Raw genomic sequence first — 15,210 nt, 5'->3', positions numbered from 1 at the left:
GGCTACCGCCGCCTCACCGTCCGGTACGAACGCAAGGGCTCCCACTTCCTCGCCTTCCTCGGCCTCGCGGCCGCCCTCACCTGCTACAAGAAACTCGCCAAGATCACCACGTGAGACATCCTCTTAGGAAACCTCAATGGAGTTGAAGAGGAAGTCGGCCGGGCCGCCGTTGGTTCGAACTACCAGGTCCCAGGAAAAGGTAAACCCGTCGGACCGGTCTAGATCGAACACGGACTTGTGCTCGATGATTCCGATGCGGGTTAGGTTTGTGCTGAGCTCGGTAAGTGCGACCTCGAATCGATTGAAGGTGTTCGCTTGCACGACTTTCTCGTCGGTGTGCCACACGTTCCATAGCACGTCCGAGTCCGTGGCCTGAGTCACCTCAGGCCCGCTGCGGTGAACGACTCCCATGAGCTGCTCCCTAGGCATGCTGGCTTACCTGTTAGGAGCATCGCATTCCTGCGCGGACATGGACACTTGTTTCCATCGAATGGGTGAAGATTGCGGCGACTTACTCGGTTGCAGTTCGGGGAATCCTGGACGGATCGAGCGCAGTCAGGAGCGCGACCAGCCGGGCGTTCTCCGCCTCGATGCGCTTCAGGCGCTCCTTGATCTCCGCCAGGTCATCCGCGAGCCGGTCGGCTCGGGCCTTTCGCGCTTCCGCCTCGGCCTTCCAGACCCCGGCGGTCCGGTCGAAGCCGACCCTGGCTTGCCCCACGCGGCCCCCAACCCGCAGCGAGTGAACCCGTTCCTGACCCTACTGAAGGCAACCTGAAACGGCAGAAGGCTTCGAGTGAGGGTGGGGCAACAGCCCATGATTAGTTTGTTAGTCGGAGAGTCAGAGGGATGTCCAGCTCGACCGACTACCTCTTGATGGAGTCAGGGTTGAATGTTCGCCCTCAAGGTGAAATCTTTCAAAAAGTAAACAAGTGAAGCCAGTAAGAAGTTAATGAACAGAATGAGTATGTTAATGGCCGCTATGGGCGGCCTAACTCCCTCACAACAGGACAACGTAAGAGGAGACAGGGCCCCCTACCCCCATGAATTTCTTCACTGAGGTTGGGGGCTGACTCTGTGTTGTCTGCTGTGGTGTCACAGGCAGGTATCCGCAGAGCTGCATTCGAGTCCCTGTCGGGTCTCTGGACTTCAAACAGGCCCGGACTCTCATCCGCGTCAGAGGACCACCGCCCAGCGGCCTTGACTCCAGAGGGAAGAACCCTCCACCCCTATAAATAATCGGACCAGGGCCCCGCCAAGGGCCCTGCGGAACGGGCCTGTCCGGTAGTCCGCTACAGGCGCGGGGTGCGTGCCTCGATCCGGTGGTCGAAGGCGGCGCCGCCGATGCCGACCGTGGTCACCCCGCCGTCGACGGTGAGGACGGCTCCGTTGACGTAGGACGCGGCAGGCGACAGCAGCCAGTCGATCGCCTCGGCGACCTCTTCCGGATCACCCGGCCGCCTGGCCGGAGTCAGCCGGTTCGCCTCCTCGTACGCCTCCTCGGCACCACCCGCCAGCCCCGCCTGGGCCGCAAACCGCGCCATCCGCTGGTCGGCCATCTCCGTACGCACCCAGCCCGGGCACACCGCGTTGGCCCGCAGCCCCTGCGGCCCGTAGTCGACGGCGAGGGAGCGGCAGAGGTGGAGCAGACCCGCCTTGGACGTCGCATAGGCGGCGTTGCCGGCGCTGTTGCGGAGCGCGGCGACCGAGGCGACCGCGACCACCGCGCCGCGGGCCGCCAGCAGATGCGGCAGCGCGGCACGCAGCAGCAGGAACGGGCCGGTGAGGTTGGTCCGTATCAGCTCTTCCCAGTCCTCGACCGCGGTGTCGCCGACCGCGCCGCCCCGCCCGATTCCGGCGTTGAGCACCACACCGTCGAGTCTCCCGTAGGCCGTCACCGTCGCCTCGACGAGCTCACGCACAGCCTCGGGATCGGCGGCATCGGAAGGGTGAGCCAGCGCTCCGGTCTCCTCGGCCACCCGGCGCAGTGGTTCGGGCCGCCGCCCGGAGATCACGACCTGGTGCCCGGCCGTGCGCAACAGCCGGGCGGTGGCGGCCCCGATTCCTGTTCCCCCGCCCGTCACCAGGACAACACGCTCTTCCGACATGGTCGTTCGCCTCCGAAGGTGATCGGCTTCCGGTTCCCCGCACTGCGAGCATACGAAGCGCCGACACCGCCGGGCCGACAGGGTGCCACCGCTCACCCACCCATGACGAAGGGCTTCAGGCACTCCACCGGGCCCCGGGTACACAGGGGCTCCCGGGGCTGCTGCGCCTCCCTCCAGGGGCGGGCGGAGCCGATGACGGCCACCTTCCGCCGGGCGCCGGCTGTCTGCCCGAGGTAGTCACCGGTCTTGGCTGCCCGGCTCCTCAAGAACCAGCACTCGACGGTCCTGCGGTCCGCCTCGGTCGAGTAGCGGACGATGCTGTTCACATGCGCGGTGGCATCGTCTCGCCACTCGTCCCACAGATAGGGGTAGTTCCCCTCGTCCAGGTCCACGCCGCGCCACTCCCGCCACCACGGGCGCCTCAAAGAGTCCCAGTGCTCGGCCTCCTCTTCCACTGTCAGGTTCTCACCCTTGTCCGCCGGAGCGACGTTCCAAGTCTCGTAGGTGGCCCCCTGGCGTTCTCGTCGACGTCCTATGGCGCAGTTCTGGTTCTGGCGCTTCACCCCGCACTCCGGGTGATCGAGGTTAGTCTTGGGGTTCGGCCCGCGCTTCCCCTTCGGCCGGGCATACGTCCACTCCTCCATACACCAACCGCAGATCAATTCCACGGCCTTGATCGCTGTCGCCGCCATGCTGCTCCTCATCGGGAAAGGGAAAGGCCCCCGAGGCGCCTCGGGGGCCTTGTGTATGCCTTGAACGAATCAGTCAGCCTGCTGGTCTAGCCACTTCTCCAAATCCGCTGGACGGCACCGGAGTACCTGCCCGACCTTCTTGAACGGCAGCGCCTCGCGCCGCCAGTTGCCATACACCCACGAACGGGGCTTACTCAGGTAGGCAGCCACGTCATCAACGGTCATCAGCTTCGGCAAATGCTCCTCCGGAGGTTGGGGGACATGAAAATCGGCTGCGCGGCAGGAGTCCTGATCTGGGGGTCAAGAGGATCAGCAGGCTTCAATGTGCTGAATGAGCGCGGCGGCAGCCTCGCGGTTCGGTGCGCGCTTGGCAAGGATGCGAACTCCCTCCTTCGTGAACCACAGGTTCTCGCCATCGAGGCGCGCGTGCTTGGCCAAGGTGATCTGTTCGTCGGCCGGGATCACGTGGCCCACGAGGTTGGCGATTTCGCGCTGAATCTGGTCGCTGCTCACGTTCTGCTCTCCTGTCGATGCCGCTTGGCGTGTGTCGTCTGGTGCCGGCCAGGTGGGCGGAGCTTCCGCCCCGCTGCCGTCCGGCGCACCTCCAGCATGCATCAATCCGAACCAACTGCAACACGTTCGGAGCTATGGCGATCGACACACTTCCGAACTCGATGCAGTTTGTTCGTCTACTGCTATCGTCTCGACTGTGAACACATCTGATGACAACGTGGCACCTCCCGAGTGGAGGCGCCACGGCGACGAGTTGGTCTGGTGTCGCATGTACGGGCCCTGGCTGGTGACGGCCCGATGCCCTGTGCATGCTCCGTTCAACGGCCCATCGCACTTGACCATCCAGCTGGGCGTCAGTGGCTCCGCCCCTGATGAAGAGAATTTCCGCCTTATGGACGAGGCGCAGGAAACAGACGGCATCCCTGCCTCTCTACTGCGGCAAATCCCGCTCGCAGAGATCAAAGCTCAAGCGCGAGCCGCCTTGGCAGTGCAGGAAGACCGGGCAATGAACGACCCGTACCCGGTACCCGCGCGCTGTCGTACCGAAGAGGACTACGCGCTTCTCATTGCCGAGCTAGCGCGCATGAGGGCCACCGGAACCACCGCCCCACAGGGCGAGTTGGCCGGACGCCTGGGGATCGGCAAGGCCACGATGTCCGAGCGCATCAAGCGTGCCAAGGAGCTTGGGCTGTGGGACGGCAAGCGCCTCACCAAAAAGGCGGACGCGATCCTCACCGAGTGGTGGAAGAGCCGGGAAGGTAACTGACCACGTGGCAAAGCACGGTAACGGGCTCGGGGGAACTCCGGTGGAGATCCTCCGAGAGGGAAGGCCGAACACCTGGGGCGTGCGCACGCCCCTCCACTTCAACAAGGCAACGGGAAAGAGGGAGCGCTACTGGATAGGCCGGGACTTCAAGACCAAGACGGCCGCCGAGAAGGCCCTGCGGCAGTGGATCACCGACTACGAGGCGGGCAAGGTTGCGGCCCGGTCGGACATGAAGCTGGGCGAGTGGCTCGACAAGTGGCTGGCGAACCACAGGAAGGAGGGGACGACCATCGCCGGGTACGAGACGAAGATCCGTCTGCACATCAAGCCGCACATCGGCAACATGAAGCTGAGTGAGGTCACGGACGACACCCTGGACGACCTGTACCGACTGCTGGAGACCGCCCCGTGCCCAACCGACAAGGGCAAGCCGCTCGGCGCCAAGAGCGTCCGCCACGTGCACAACACCCTCTCCGGCGCCCTCGGTTCAGCCGTGCCCAAGCTGATACCAGTCAACCCGGCCGCCACAGCGCACCCGCCCACCCAGCGACAGATCAAGGCTCAGGAGAGCCGGTACCCGACCCTGGATGACGACCAGTCCAGACGGTTCCTGTCGGCGGTGTGGGAACCGGCGCGGCAACCGGGCCTGCGACGGCGGCCTGACCCATCACTGCCTCAGGGATGCTCCCCTGTGGAGGGTGTACGTGGCCACCGGCGTCCGGCGCAGCGAAGCCCTGGGTATGAAGTGGTCCCTCGTCCGCTGGGACGAAGGTGCCATCGAACTGGGCTGGGTCGTGATCGAGGAGGGCAACGCCTACCGGTTACGGAAACTGGCCAAGGACGGTGACGACAACGCGGTCATCTATGTCGATCAGTCCGTGATGAACGCCCTGAAGCGGCAGAAGCAACGACAGGATGCCGAGCGGGAACGCCTCGGGGACGCGTGGGTGGACCACGACCTGGTGTTCGCCCGGGACGGCTTCAAGCTCTACCGGGACGAAGCCGGCGGCCCCCAGGACCCGGAGAAAGTCTCCGCCCACTGGAGGACGTTGCGCACCCGACTGAAGCTCCCGGAGGAGTTCCGCATCCATGACTGGCGGCACAGCAAGGTCACGAACGACCTGGAGGCCGGGGAGAACCCGGTCGAGGTCTCCGCGAATGTCCGGCACCACTCGCCGGGCTACACCATGGCCCGGTACGGGCACTCGCGGAAGGACGGAGCGCGGAAGCTGGCCGCCTCCGGAGCGGGCCGGATCGGCCTGTCCGCCCTGGTCTAAGGGCATGATCGCTGGGCCGTTGGTCACGTGGTTGGTCACGCCACTGCCCAGAAAAGCAAAAAAACCCCAGATGAACTGGGGTCTTAGCTGGTGTCCGAGGGGGGACTTGAACCCCCACGCCCGATAAAGGGCACTAGCACCTCAAGCTAGCGCGTCTGCCATTCCGCCACCCGGACAGGTGTTTTGTCCTCCGCGGTGTTCCCCGCGGCGACATGGATAACTCTACCAAGGTTTCGGAGTGCCTTTCACCAGGGCTTTCGTGCTGCACATAAGGTCCTGATCATGGGCAATGACGGGCACACCCGGCGCAGACCACGCCCCCTCTCGCCGCTGCGGGAGCATCTGCGGGACACGTTCTGGTTCACGCCGACCGTCGGGCTGGTGGGAGCCGTGGCCCTGTCCGCTCTCGTGTCGGAGCTGGATCACCTGCTGATCCGGTTGCTGCAGGACAGCGGGGACTACGCGGACGTCGACACGTTCATCAAGATCGCCAACGACGCGAAGTCGATCATCACGACCGTCGGCTCCGCGATGCTGACGTTCGTCGGTGTCGTGTTCTCGATCTCGCTGGTGGCCCTGCAGATGGCAAGCGGGCAGATGACGCCCCGCGTCGTACGGCTGTACGTGCGCAGCCGGATCACCAAGTGCACGTTCGCGGTGTTCCTGGCGACGTTCCTGTTCGCGCTGCTGGTGCAGACGTCGTACGAGGGCGACACCGATCCCCGTACGGTCTCGTCCGTGCCGCTGCTCTCCAGCATCATGTGCGTGTTGTTGCTGCTGGTGAGCCTCGGGCTGTTCGTCGCCTATGTGAACTCGACGCTGCGGCTGATGCGGGTGAGTCACGTCATCGACCGGATCATCCGGGAGTCGTTCCGGGTGCTGGAGAAGCACGGAGCGGCGGGCGACGGCCGGGCGGAGCTGCCGCCGGAGGGGGCGCAGGTCGTGCACCGGGGGCGGGCGGGGGTTCTGCGGGATGTGCACATTGCGCGGCTGGTGCGGGTGGCGCGGCGGCAGGGGGTGGTGCTGCGGCTGATTCCGCGGATCGGGGACTACGTGGTGCCGGGGAACCCGGTGCTCGCCGTGCACGGCAGCGCACAGGCGCCGTCGCCGCGGGCGCTGCGGTACACGGTGTCGGTGGGGGTGGAGCGCACGTTCCACCAGGACCTGGGGTTCGGGCTGCGGCAGCTGTCGGACATCGCGCAGCGCGCCCTGTCCCCCGCGGTCAACGATCCGACGACGGCCGTGCAGTGCCTGGACCGGATCGTGCAGTTCCTGGCGGCGGTCGCCGGACGGCCGCTCGGGGCGCTGCACCACTGCGACCGCAAGGGGGCGGTCCGGCTGGTGCAGGATCTGCCCGGATGGACGGACCTGGTCGATCTCGGGGTCACCGAGATCCGGGGCTGCGCGATCGGCAACCCGCAGGTCACCCGTCGGCTGATGGCCGGGCTGGACGATCTGCTGGAGCTGGCCCCGCCGCACCGGCGCATGCCGCTGGAGCGGCACCGTACGCTCCTGCGGCAGGCCGTGGAACGTACGGTGCCCGAGGCAGCCGACCGGGAGTTCGCGCTGCTGCCCGACAGGCAGGGGATCGGCTAGCCACCCCCTACGGCATCAGGTGGTAGTCCGGGAAGTTGCCGGGGAGGCGCTCGTCGGCCGGGCCCTGGGTCACCGCCCGTACGAGCAGTTCGCCGCCGACGAACGCGCCGCGCCAGGACGTTCCGAAGCCGCCGAAGAGCTCCTCGCGGTCGCCGCGTGAGCGCGGGGTGCCGTGGCCGACCTTGAAGGCGCGGATCTGCGGGGCGAGTCGTGCGTAGGTGTCCGGGTCGTCGCAGGAGAGGGTGGCGACAAGGGCGCCGTTGCTCGCGTTCATGGCGGCGAGCAGTTCGGCCTCGGTGTCGACGAGCACGATGGTGTCGACGGGGCCGAAGGGCTCGGCGTGGTGCAGGGGCGAGGCGGAGGGCGGGTTGAGCAGGGTGACCGGAGGGACGTACGCGGTGGTGTCCTGGCCCGGCAGGAAGCGGCCCTCGGACAGCGAGCCCCGGTGGAGAGGGATGGCGCCGCGGTCGATGGCCTCGTCGACCTGGTCCGTGAGTTCCTTGGCCTTGGCCGCGTTGATGACCGGCCCGAAGTCCAGCTCGGGAACGTCGTCGGCGGGCCATTCCGCGGCGAGCGGATGGCCGAAACGCACCGACCGCACGGCGGGGAGGTAGTGCGCGAGGAAGTCCGCGAAGGCCGCGCGCTGGACGACGAAACGGGGATAGGCCGTGCAGCGCTGCTTGGCGTACTCGAAGGTCTTGCGGATCCGGGGCGCGAGGTCCTCCCAGTCGGTGAAGTTCCAGATGCCCCAGGTGTTGAGGCCCTCCTGTTCGAGGATGTGGCGCTTGCCGAGGTCGGCGACGGCGGTGGCGACCCGGGCGCCGGCGTCCCGGCCGCCGACGAAGGAGACGCAGCCGATCTCGGGGGCGCGTATGAGCGCCTCGGACAGCTCGCCGCCGCTGCCGCTGACGAGGGTGACGGGAAGGCCCTCGCGGGCGGCGAGGGCGCAGGCCAGGGTGAGGGTGGCCAGACCGCCGTCCGTCGGGGTCTTGGCGATGACCGCGTTGCCGGCCAGGGCCTGGACGAGCATGGCGTGCACCAACACGCTCATGGGGTAGTTCCAGCTGGCGATGTTCGAGACGGGTCCGGGCAGCGGGCCGCGGCCGGCGAGCATTCCGTCGATCCCGTCCGCGTACCAGCGGACTCCGTCGATCGCCCGGTCCACGTCGGCCCGGGCCAGCCGCCAGGGCTTGCCGATCTCCCAAACGAGGAGGAGGGAGAGGAGGTCGCGGTGCTCGTCGAGCGCGTCGAGGGCGGCGCTCACCCGCGCCGCGCGGTCGGCGAGCGGCACCTGGCGCCAGGCCCGGTGCCGGTCGAGGGAGGCGCGTACGGCCCGGTGGGCGGTGGCCGGGTCGAGCCGGGGCGGGCCCGCGATCGGGGTGCCGTCGACGGGGGTGGTGGCGGGCAGCGGGCGGCCGTCCGCCTGCCAGGCACCGTTCCAGAGGTTGAGGACGCGCTCGTCGCGGAACGCCTCGGGAGCGGCCGCGAGGCAGCGCTGCCAGGCGGTGTCCCATGCGTAACCGGGCTGGAGCAAGAGGGTCTTGAGGGTGGGTGCCATCGTCGGTCTCCGCTCTCGGTGCACAGTCGGGGCGGGGAGGAACAGCACGTACATACCGAACGGTAGCCACCGTGCGGAGCGCCGGGAGTCCGCCCGCGTGCGATGAGGCCGACGTCACGCGGGAGCGCGGCACCGGTCGGCGGACAATGGGGCGGTCCACCGCCGCCACCAGCACCTGGGACTGATCAGCCATGGGACGGGTCACCGAACGCCGCCGCGTCATCCGCATCCGGGACGGGGCGGTGAGCACCCGCCCCGACACGCTCGTGGCGGAGGAGCCGCTGGAGATCCGGCTCAACGGCAAGCCTCTTGCGATCACGATGCGCACCCCGGGCGACGACTTCGCGCTCGCCGCGGGGTTCCTGGTGAGCGAGGGCGTCCTGGGCCGGGCCGAGGAGCTGGCAAACATCGTCTACTGCGCGGGCGCGACCGACGAGGGTGTGAACACCTACAACGTGGTGGACGTCCGGCTGGCCCCCGGTGTGCCCGTCCCCGATGTGAGCCTCGAGCGCAACGTCTACACGACGTCCTCGTGCGGGCTGTGCGGCAAGGCGAGCCTGGACGCCGTACGGACGACCGCGCGCTGGCCGGTCGCGGACGGGCCCACCCCGATGCGGCTCGGCCCGGGTCTGCTCGCCGAGCTCCCGGGCCGTCTGCGCGAGGCGCAGCGGGTCTTCGAGCGCACGGGTGCCCTGCACGGTGCCGCGCTGTTCTCGCCGGACGGCGAACTGCTGGACGTACGCGAGGACGTGGGCCGGCACAACGCGGTCGACAAGATCGTCGGCCGTGCCCTGCAGCAGGGGCTGCTGCCGCTGTCCGGGACCGTGCTGCTCGTCTCGGGGCGGGCCTCCTTCGAGTTGGCGCAGAAGGCGGTCATGGCGGGCATCCCGGTGCTCGCGGCGGTGTCGGCGCCGTCGTCGCTGGCGGTGGACCTGGCCGCGGAGACGGGGCTGACGCTGGTGGGGTTCCTGCGGGGGACGTCGATGAACGTGTACGCCGGGGAGCAGCGGATCGCCCTGGGGTGACGGGCGTCGGCGATCTGGCGTCGGCAATCCAGCGTCAGCGATCCAGTGTCAGCGATCTATTGGCGGTCGTCTTCGACGATGCGCTGGAGGAGCGCCAGGAAGAGTTCGCGCTCGACGGGTGAAAGGGCGGACAGCAGCGCCTCGTTGGCGTCGTCGCCGAGCTCGGTGAGACGGGCGAGGCGCTCGCGGCCCTCGGGGGTGAGGGTGATGGCGTTCTTGCGGCGGTCCTTGGGGTCGGGTGCCCGGGTGACGAGCTGCCGGGCCTGGAGGTCGTTGAGGATGCCGACCATGTCCTTGGGGTCGAAGCCGGTGGTACGGCCGAGTTCGGCCTGGGCGACGGGGCCGAGGTCGGCCACGGCCGACAGGACGGCGTGGTGCGCCATGCGCATGTCGGCCTCGGCGAACGCCTCGGTGACGAGGCGCCGGCCGCGGGCGGAGGCGCGGTTGAGCAGCCAGCTCGGGAGGGTCTGGATGCGGGCGAGGGCGGGCTCGCCGGCCGTGTCTGCGTCGGTGTGTCCCATGCCTCGAGCGTAGCCGGAAAGTCGTTGGAACTCCCCACGGAAAACCATAGGAACTCCCAACGGTTTCGTGTACCGTTGAATCCGTTGGGAATCCCAACGACCGCCTGGCGGCGAGCGCCGCCGTCCTGCCCTGGAGGTGCACCATGCGTCGTGTCCGCTATCACGAGAACGGCGGCCCGGAAGTCCTGCGGCTCGAGGAGGCCGGGGTCCCCACGCCCGGCCCGGGCGAACTGCTGGTGCGCACCCGGGCGGTGGGGGTCACGCTGCCCGTCGTGCGCAAGGTGCGCGAGGGCGGGCTCCCGCTGCCGGCGAGCATCGGCGGCGAGGTGGCCGGCGAGATCGTCGCTCTCGGCCCGGACGTGACGGGCTTTCTGGTCGGCGAGCGCGTCACCGGCCTGTGCTTCGCCGACGGCTATGCGGACTACTCGGTCCTGCACACCGCCATGACCTCGCGCATCCCGGAGCATGCGAGCGCCACCGATGCCGTCGCGCTGGTGCGCTGCGGGCTGGTCGCCATGGGCGCCTATGAGGCGGCCAAGCCCGCCGAGGGCGAGTCCGTGCTGGTGACGGGGGCGGCAGGCGGCGCCGGGCATCTTGCCGTGCAGCTCGCCAAGGCACGCGGCGCCGGGCGCGTCGTGGCGGCGGTGAGTTCTGCCCAGAAGGCCGATTTCGTCAGGTCGTTGGGCGCTGACGAGGTCGTCACCTATGACCAGGACTCCTGGGGCGAACCCGTGGACATCGTGCTGGACGCGGTCGGCGGGGATCTCCTCTCCCCCGCCGTGGCGGCACTCGCACCCGGCGGCCGGCTGGTGGCCTACAGCTCCGGCGGAGGGACGATCTCCGCCTACGACTTGCTGGTGGGCGCCAAATCGGCCATCGGTTTCCAGATGGCGCTCATAGCGCGCAACCGCCCGGCGCTGATGGAGCAGTGGCGGCAGGAGCTGTGGAAGCTGTTCGCCGCGGGGCGGCTGCGGCCGCGCATCCACGCCGAGTTGCCGCTGGAGGATGCCGCCAAGGCACACGAGATCATCGAAGCACGCGTCAACCAGGGCAAGGTGGTGCTGCGTCCGGAGTGACTTCCATGACCCCATGGAGTTCCTTTCGCCTTGCGGTCCTTGAGAGAAGCAGGTCGGCCCCGTACCTTGGCGCACCGGACACAGGGCATGCGGTGTCCGCCCTTCGCTCGCAAAGGACGAACCCATGGCACCGCGTCCCCGTTACGGTCACCGCCGCGCCGCAGGTTCCCTGCTGGCGGGTGCGCTGCTCGTCCTCGCCGCGCATCCGGTGCGGGCGGCACAGCAGCCCGACCCCCCGGCCCAACTCTCCGCCGACCGCGGCGGGTTCGAGGAGCGCGCCCTGTTCAAGGCCGGGCAGGAGCCCGGGTCCGAGTACGCCTGCTTCCGCATTCCGGCGCTCGTCACCACCACCCGGGGCACCCTGCTCGCCTTCGCCGAAGGGAGGAAGAACAACTGCGGTGATGCCACCGACATCGATGTCGTCGTCAAGCGCTCCACCGACGGCGGCCGGACCTGGGGCCCCCTGCGGATCGTCGACGCCGGGGAGGGCGACACCCACGGCAACCCGGCGCCGGTGGTGGACCGCCGCACCGGGCGGATCGCGCTGGCCACGACGTACAACGAGGGCCGCGACGACGACGGCAACTGCGAGACGCCCTGTGACCGCACCCCGCACATGCAGTACAGCGAGGACGACGGCGTCAGCTGGTCGCGTCCGCGCGATGTGACCGCACAACTCAGGCCGCGCGGCTGGAACTCCTGGTACGCCACCGGGCCCGGGCACGGCATCCAGCTCGCCCACGGCCCGCACCGCGGACGGCTGGTCATCGGCATCAACGCCGAGAGCCACAACGGCCGGCGCACCACCGCGAACCACGCGGCACTGGCGCTCAGCGACGACGGCGGGGCCCACTGGCGCCTGGGCGCCGTGGACACCTGGCGGGTGGCGCCCGACGGCACCTACCGGCAGAAGCCCTCCGAACTGACCCTCGCCGAGCGCTCGGACGGCACGGTGTACATCAACGGGCGGGAGCAGGGCGGCACAGACCTCGGCAACCGCGACGAAGCCGTCAGCCACGACGGCGGCCGGACCTTCGCCGCGCCGTTCCGCGCCCTGCCCGACCTGTACACCCCCATGGTGCAGGGAGCCGTCGTGCCGCTGCGCCCGGGCCGCTGGCTGTTCGCGGCACCCGCCGACCCCGACCGCCGCCGCACGATGACCATCCGTTCCTCCTACGACCAGGGGCACACCTGGGAGAGCGCCGAGCGCGGCACCCGCGTCACCGCCGACTGGTCCGGCTACTCCGACATGACGGTCACGACGACCAGGAAGGCCGCGGGCCATGGCGCGGCCGGTCTGCTCTACGAGGCCGGGAAGACGGACGCCCGCCAGGAGATCCGCTTCGCCCGCCTCACCGAGGGCGACCTCGTCCCCCGCCGGGGCCCGGACCCGACCACGGAGGACCGCGCGCCGGGAGCCCCGGGCGCCCTGGTGCTCGGCGGCGCCCGCCGTATCGGCGGCCGGTTCGGCGGCGCGCTCCGCTTCGACGGCGAGGACGCCGCCGTACGCCTCCCCTACCGCCCGCAACTCCCGCTCGGCGCATCGGACTTCACGGCGGTGCTGTGGTTCCGCTACCGCGCCGGGAGCGGCGTGCAGCCGTTCCTGTGGATGGGCGGCATGGGCGGCTCCCCGCAGGTGGCGCTGTTCGGGGAGCCCGCGGCGGAGCGGATCACCGGCCGGGTCACCGCCGTCACCGGCACCGCCCCGGCCCGTACGGCCACGGTGCACTCCGCACCCGGGACCGGCGCCGGCAACGACGGGCAGTGGCACCAGCTCGCGCTGCGCCGCGGGGGCGGGCGGGTCGTGCTCACCGTCGACGGCGAGTCCACGGCCGTCCGCGATGTACCGGGCACCGTGAGCCGTACCTCCACCTTCGGGGTGCATGTGGCACAGCAGCCCGACGCCCGGGCGTTCCTCACCGGGGACCTGGACGAGGTGCGGGTGTACCGAAGGGCGCTGACGGACGAGGAGTTGGCCGCCCTGCGGGAGAAGAACACCCCGCCGGGCGGCCATGAGGGGATGGTGCTGTGGCTGCCGTTCGATCACGTGGACCGTGACCGTGACTGAACGCCCTTACTGCGCCGGGGCGTTCGCCGGTTCCAGGACGGCACCGCCGGCGACGGCATCCGTGCCGTCGCGCGCGTACCGCTTCGCGAGAACCGCGCAGACCATCAGCTGCAGCTGGTGGAAGAGCATCAGCGGCAGCACGGCCAGGCTCGCCTCCGCCCCGAACAGGACGGTGGCCATGGGCAGTCCGGCGGCGAGGCTCTTCTTCGACCCGGCGAAAGTGATCGCGATCCGGTCCTCGCGGTTGAACCCCGCCCACCGCGCCCCGTTGCCGGTGAGCAGCAGCATCACCGCGAGCAGCACCGCCTCCACGCCCAGCAGCGCGAGCAGCCGCCAGGGCGTGACCTGGTGCCAGATCCCCCGGACCATGCCGGCGCTGAACGCCGCGTAGACCACCAGCAGGACCGACCCCCGGTCGACCCGTCCGAGCACCTTGCGGTGACGCCCGAGGAAGCCGCCGACCCACGGCCGCAGCAACTGCCCAGCCAGGAACGGCACCAGCAGCTGGAGCACGATCGACAGCAGCGAGTCGAGCGAGACTCCCCCGCCGCTGCCGCCCAGCAGCAGTGCGGCCAGCAGCGGCGTGAGGACGATGCCCACCAGGCTGGAGAAGGAGCCCGCGCAGATGGCCGCCGCCACATTGCCGCGCGCGATGGAGGTGAAGGCGATCGACGACTGGACGGTGGACGGCACCAGGCACAGGAACAGCAGCCCGGTGTGCAGCTGCGGGGTCAGCACGTACGGCACGAGGCCGTGCGCGGCGAGACCGAGCAGCGGGAAGATCAGGAACGTACAGGCCAGGACCGTCAGATGCAGCCGCCAGTGGCGCATCCCCTCGATCGCCTCGCGGGTGGAGAGCCGGGCGCCGTAGAGGAAGAACAGCAGGGCCACCGCGCCCTTGGTCACGTCGTCCGCGTACACCGCGAACTCGCCCCGGGCGGGCAGCACCACCGCCACCAGGACCGTGCCGAGCAGGGCGGCTATATAGGGATCGACCGGGAGTTTCCTGAGGAAGCTGAGCGCATCGGGACGGGGCATGCCCTCAGCGTGCCTCTGACCTGGGCTCATCCGGAACCCCGTTCAGCATGCTCACTGCTATCACATATGACGATAAGCTTTTCTCATGTTCGAGCCGGTCCAGCTGCGCGCCTTCCTGACCGTCGCCCAGACCCTCAGCTTCACGCAGGCCGCCCACCGCCTTGGAGTGCGGCAGTCGACCGTCAGCCAGCAGATCCGCCGGCTCGAGGACGCGGCCGGGCGGCAGCTGTTCGCCCGGGACACGCACAGCGTGGCGCTCACCGAGGACGGCGAGGCGATGCTCGGCTTCGCCCGCACGATCCTGGAGGCGAACGAGCGGGCCGCGCAGTGGTTCGCGGGCACCAGGCTCCGCGGGCGGCTGCGGTTCGGCGCCTCGGAGGACTTCGTGCTGACCCGGCTGCCCGAGGTCCTCGAGGGCTTCCGCCGCGACCACCCGGAAGTAGACCTGGAACTCACCGTCGACCTGTCCGACACCCTGCACGAACACCTCACGGCCGGACGGTTCGACCTCGTCCTGGTCAAACGCCACCCGGACGAGCCGCACGGCCGCCCGGTCTGGCGCGACCGGCTGGTGTGGATCGGCAGCGAGCGCCTGCGCCTGGACCCGCACCGCCCGCTGCCGCTCGTCGTCCTCCCGCCGCCCGCGGTGACCCGGGCCCGCGCCCTGGAGGTCCTGGAACGCCACGGCCGCCCCTGGCGGATCACCTGCACCAGCCACAGCCTCAGCGGCCTCGTGGCGGCGGCCCGCGCCGGGCTGGGCGTGATGGCCCATACGCACGGCATGATCCCGCCGGGCCTCGAGCGGATCCCGGCCAGGGCCGCCCTGCCCGAGCTCGGCGCCATCGACGTGGTGCTCCTGCACGGCCCCGCCCGGGACCCCGCGGTGCGCGGCAGCGCCGAGGCCCTCGCCCGCGCGATCCTCGCGGCCGGCGACCGGCTGCAGGCCGCGGCCGCCCTCTCCTGAACCCGTAGCTG

The 15,210-nt window shown here is 69.6% G+C and carries 18 protein-coding genes, 1 tRNA gene and 1 pseudogene; 9 read left to right on the top strand and 11 right to left on the bottom strand.

Annotated elements, in window-relative coordinates; all coding sequences use genetic code 11:
- Nucleotides 1-114, top strand: a pseudogene (locus ACV530_RS32195) (IS5/IS1182 family transposase); the annotation flags it as partial.
- A 9-nt stretch (nt 115-123) separates the two neighbouring features.
- Here ACV530_RS32195 and ACV530_RS32190 read toward each other — a convergent pair.
- From ACV530_RS32190 to ACV530_RS32165, 6 genes are all read right to left on the bottom strand, one after another.
- On the bottom strand, nt 124-411 hold the full coding sequence (locus ACV530_RS32190; protein ID WP_494336213.1) for a hypothetical protein: 288 nt from the start codon (nt 409-411) through the stop codon (nt 124-126).
- Between the two features lie 100 nt (nt 412-511).
- The gene (locus ACV530_RS32185) at nt 512-718 is read right to left on the bottom strand and encodes a hypothetical protein (protein ID WP_494336212.1); all 207 of its coding nucleotides are present in this window, start codon (nt 716-718) and stop codon (nt 512-514) included.
- Between the two features lie 571 nt (nt 719-1,289).
- The gene (locus ACV530_RS32180) at nt 1,290-2,105 is read right to left on the bottom strand and encodes an SDR family NAD(P)-dependent oxidoreductase (protein ID WP_494336211.1); all 816 of its coding nucleotides are present in this window, start codon (nt 2,103-2,105) and stop codon (nt 1,290-1,292) included.
- A gap of 92 nt (nt 2,106-2,197) precedes the next feature.
- Entirely contained in the window at nt 2,198-2,809 is a 612-nt protein-coding gene (locus tag ACV530_RS32175) for a hypothetical protein (protein ID WP_494336210.1), read from the bottom strand.
- Between the two features lie 57 nt (nt 2,810-2,866).
- Nucleotides 2,867-3,022, bottom strand: a complete 156-nt coding sequence (locus ACV530_RS32170; RefSeq protein ID WP_494336216.1) for a helix-turn-helix domain-containing protein — start codon at nt 3,020-3,022, stop codon at nt 2,867-2,869.
- Nucleotides 3,023-3,106: 84 nt separating this feature from the next.
- On the bottom strand, nt 3,107-3,310 hold the full coding sequence (locus tag ACV530_RS32165; protein ID WP_494336209.1) for a hypothetical protein: 204 nt from the start codon (nt 3,308-3,310) through the stop codon (nt 3,107-3,109).
- A 334-nt stretch (nt 3,311-3,644) separates the two neighbouring features.
- Here ACV530_RS32165 and ACV530_RS32160 point away from each other — a divergent pair, with 334 nt between their 5' ends.
- Nucleotides 3,645-4,076: a hypothetical protein gene (locus ACV530_RS32160; protein ID WP_494336208.1), complete on the top strand. Its 432-nt coding sequence runs from the start codon at nt 3,645-3,647 to the stop codon at nt 4,074-4,076.
- Nucleotides 4,077-4,271: 195 nt separating this feature from the next.
- Here the strand turns inward: ACV530_RS32160 and ACV530_RS32155 are convergent, their stop codons facing one another.
- A complete protein-coding gene (locus ACV530_RS32155) occupies nt 4,272-4,439 on the bottom strand; it encodes a hypothetical protein (RefSeq protein WP_494336217.1) in 168 nt (55 codons plus the stop codon).
- On the opposite strand from ACV530_RS32155, the gene ACV530_RS32150 reads away from it, so the two are divergent.
- Nucleotides 4,366-4,923: a hypothetical protein gene (locus tag ACV530_RS32150; protein ID WP_494336215.1), complete on the top strand. Its 558-nt coding sequence runs from the start codon at nt 4,366-4,368 to the stop codon at nt 4,921-4,923. The genes ACV530_RS32155 and ACV530_RS32150 overlap by 74 nt on opposite strands.
- Nucleotides 4,811-5,353 carry a site-specific integrase gene (locus ACV530_RS32145; RefSeq protein WP_494336214.1) on the top strand — a complete coding sequence of 181 codons (543 nt, stop codon included), beginning with the start codon at nt 4,811-4,813 and terminating at the stop codon, nt 5,351-5,353. The genes ACV530_RS32150 and ACV530_RS32145 overlap by 113 nt, the downstream gene beginning before the upstream one ends.
- Nucleotides 5,354-5,441: 88 nt before the next feature.
- Here the strand turns inward: ACV530_RS32145 and ACV530_RS32140 are convergent.
- Nucleotides 5,442-5,529 (bottom strand) — tRNA-Leu (locus ACV530_RS32140).
- A 106-nt stretch (nt 5,530-5,635) separates the two neighbouring features.
- Here ACV530_RS32140 and ACV530_RS32135 point away from each other — a divergent pair.
- Nucleotides 5,636-6,949 carry a DUF2254 domain-containing protein gene (locus ACV530_RS32135; RefSeq protein WP_494336207.1) on the top strand — a complete coding sequence of 438 codons (1,314 nt, stop codon included), beginning with the start codon at nt 5,636-5,638 and terminating at the stop codon, nt 6,947-6,949.
- Nucleotides 6,950-6,956: 7 nt separating this feature from the next.
- Here the strand turns inward: ACV530_RS32135 and ACV530_RS32130 are convergent, their stop codons facing one another.
- Nucleotides 6,957-8,507 (bottom strand): aldehyde dehydrogenase family protein, encoded by a 1,551-nt coding sequence (locus tag ACV530_RS32130; protein ID WP_494336206.1) that lies wholly within the window; start codon nt 8,505-8,507, stop codon nt 6,957-6,959.
- Between the two features lie 191 nt (nt 8,508-8,698).
- On the opposite strand from ACV530_RS32130, the gene fdhD reads away from it, so the two are divergent.
- Nucleotides 8,699-9,532 (top strand): formate dehydrogenase accessory sulfurtransferase FdhD, encoded by an 834-nt coding sequence (gene fdhD / locus ACV530_RS32125; RefSeq protein ID WP_494336205.1) that lies wholly within the window; start codon nt 8,699-8,701, stop codon nt 9,530-9,532.
- A gap of 56 nt (nt 9,533-9,588) precedes the next feature.
- Here the strand turns inward: fdhD and ACV530_RS32120 are convergent, their stop codons facing one another.
- Nucleotides 9,589-10,053: a MarR family winged helix-turn-helix transcriptional regulator gene (locus tag ACV530_RS32120; protein WP_494336204.1), complete on the bottom strand. Its 465-nt coding sequence runs from the start codon at nt 10,051-10,053 to the stop codon at nt 9,589-9,591.
- Nucleotides 10,054-10,196: 143 nt separating this feature from the next.
- Here ACV530_RS32120 and ACV530_RS32115 point away from each other — a divergent pair, with 143 nt between their 5' ends.
- Entirely contained in the window at nt 10,197-11,129 is a 933-nt protein-coding gene (locus tag ACV530_RS32115) for a quinone oxidoreductase family protein (RefSeq protein ID WP_494336203.1), read from the top strand.
- A gap of 124 nt (nt 11,130-11,253) precedes the next feature.
- A complete protein-coding gene (locus ACV530_RS32110; RefSeq protein WP_494336202.1) occupies nt 11,254-13,197 on the top strand; it encodes an exo-alpha-sialidase in 1,944 nt (647 codons plus the stop codon).
- 6 nt (nt 13,198-13,203) lie between these two features.
- Here the strand turns inward: ACV530_RS32110 and ACV530_RS32105 are convergent, their stop codons facing one another.
- Nucleotides 13,204-14,235 (bottom strand): bile acid:sodium symporter family protein, encoded by a 1,032-nt coding sequence (locus ACV530_RS32105; protein WP_494336201.1) that lies wholly within the window; start codon nt 14,233-14,235, stop codon nt 13,204-13,206.
- 85 nt (nt 14,236-14,320) lie between these two features.
- Between ACV530_RS32105 and ACV530_RS32100 the strand changes: the two genes are divergently transcribed.
- Nucleotides 14,321-15,199: a LysR family transcriptional regulator gene (locus ACV530_RS32100; protein ID WP_494336200.1), complete on the top strand. Its 879-nt coding sequence runs from the start codon at nt 14,321-14,323 to the stop codon at nt 15,197-15,199.
- Nucleotides 15,200-15,210: the final 11 nt, after the last annotated feature.

It is taken from the genome of Streptomyces sp. SX-6, assembly GCF_059089585.1.
This window is presented reverse-complemented; position numbering and strand designations above follow the sequence as displayed.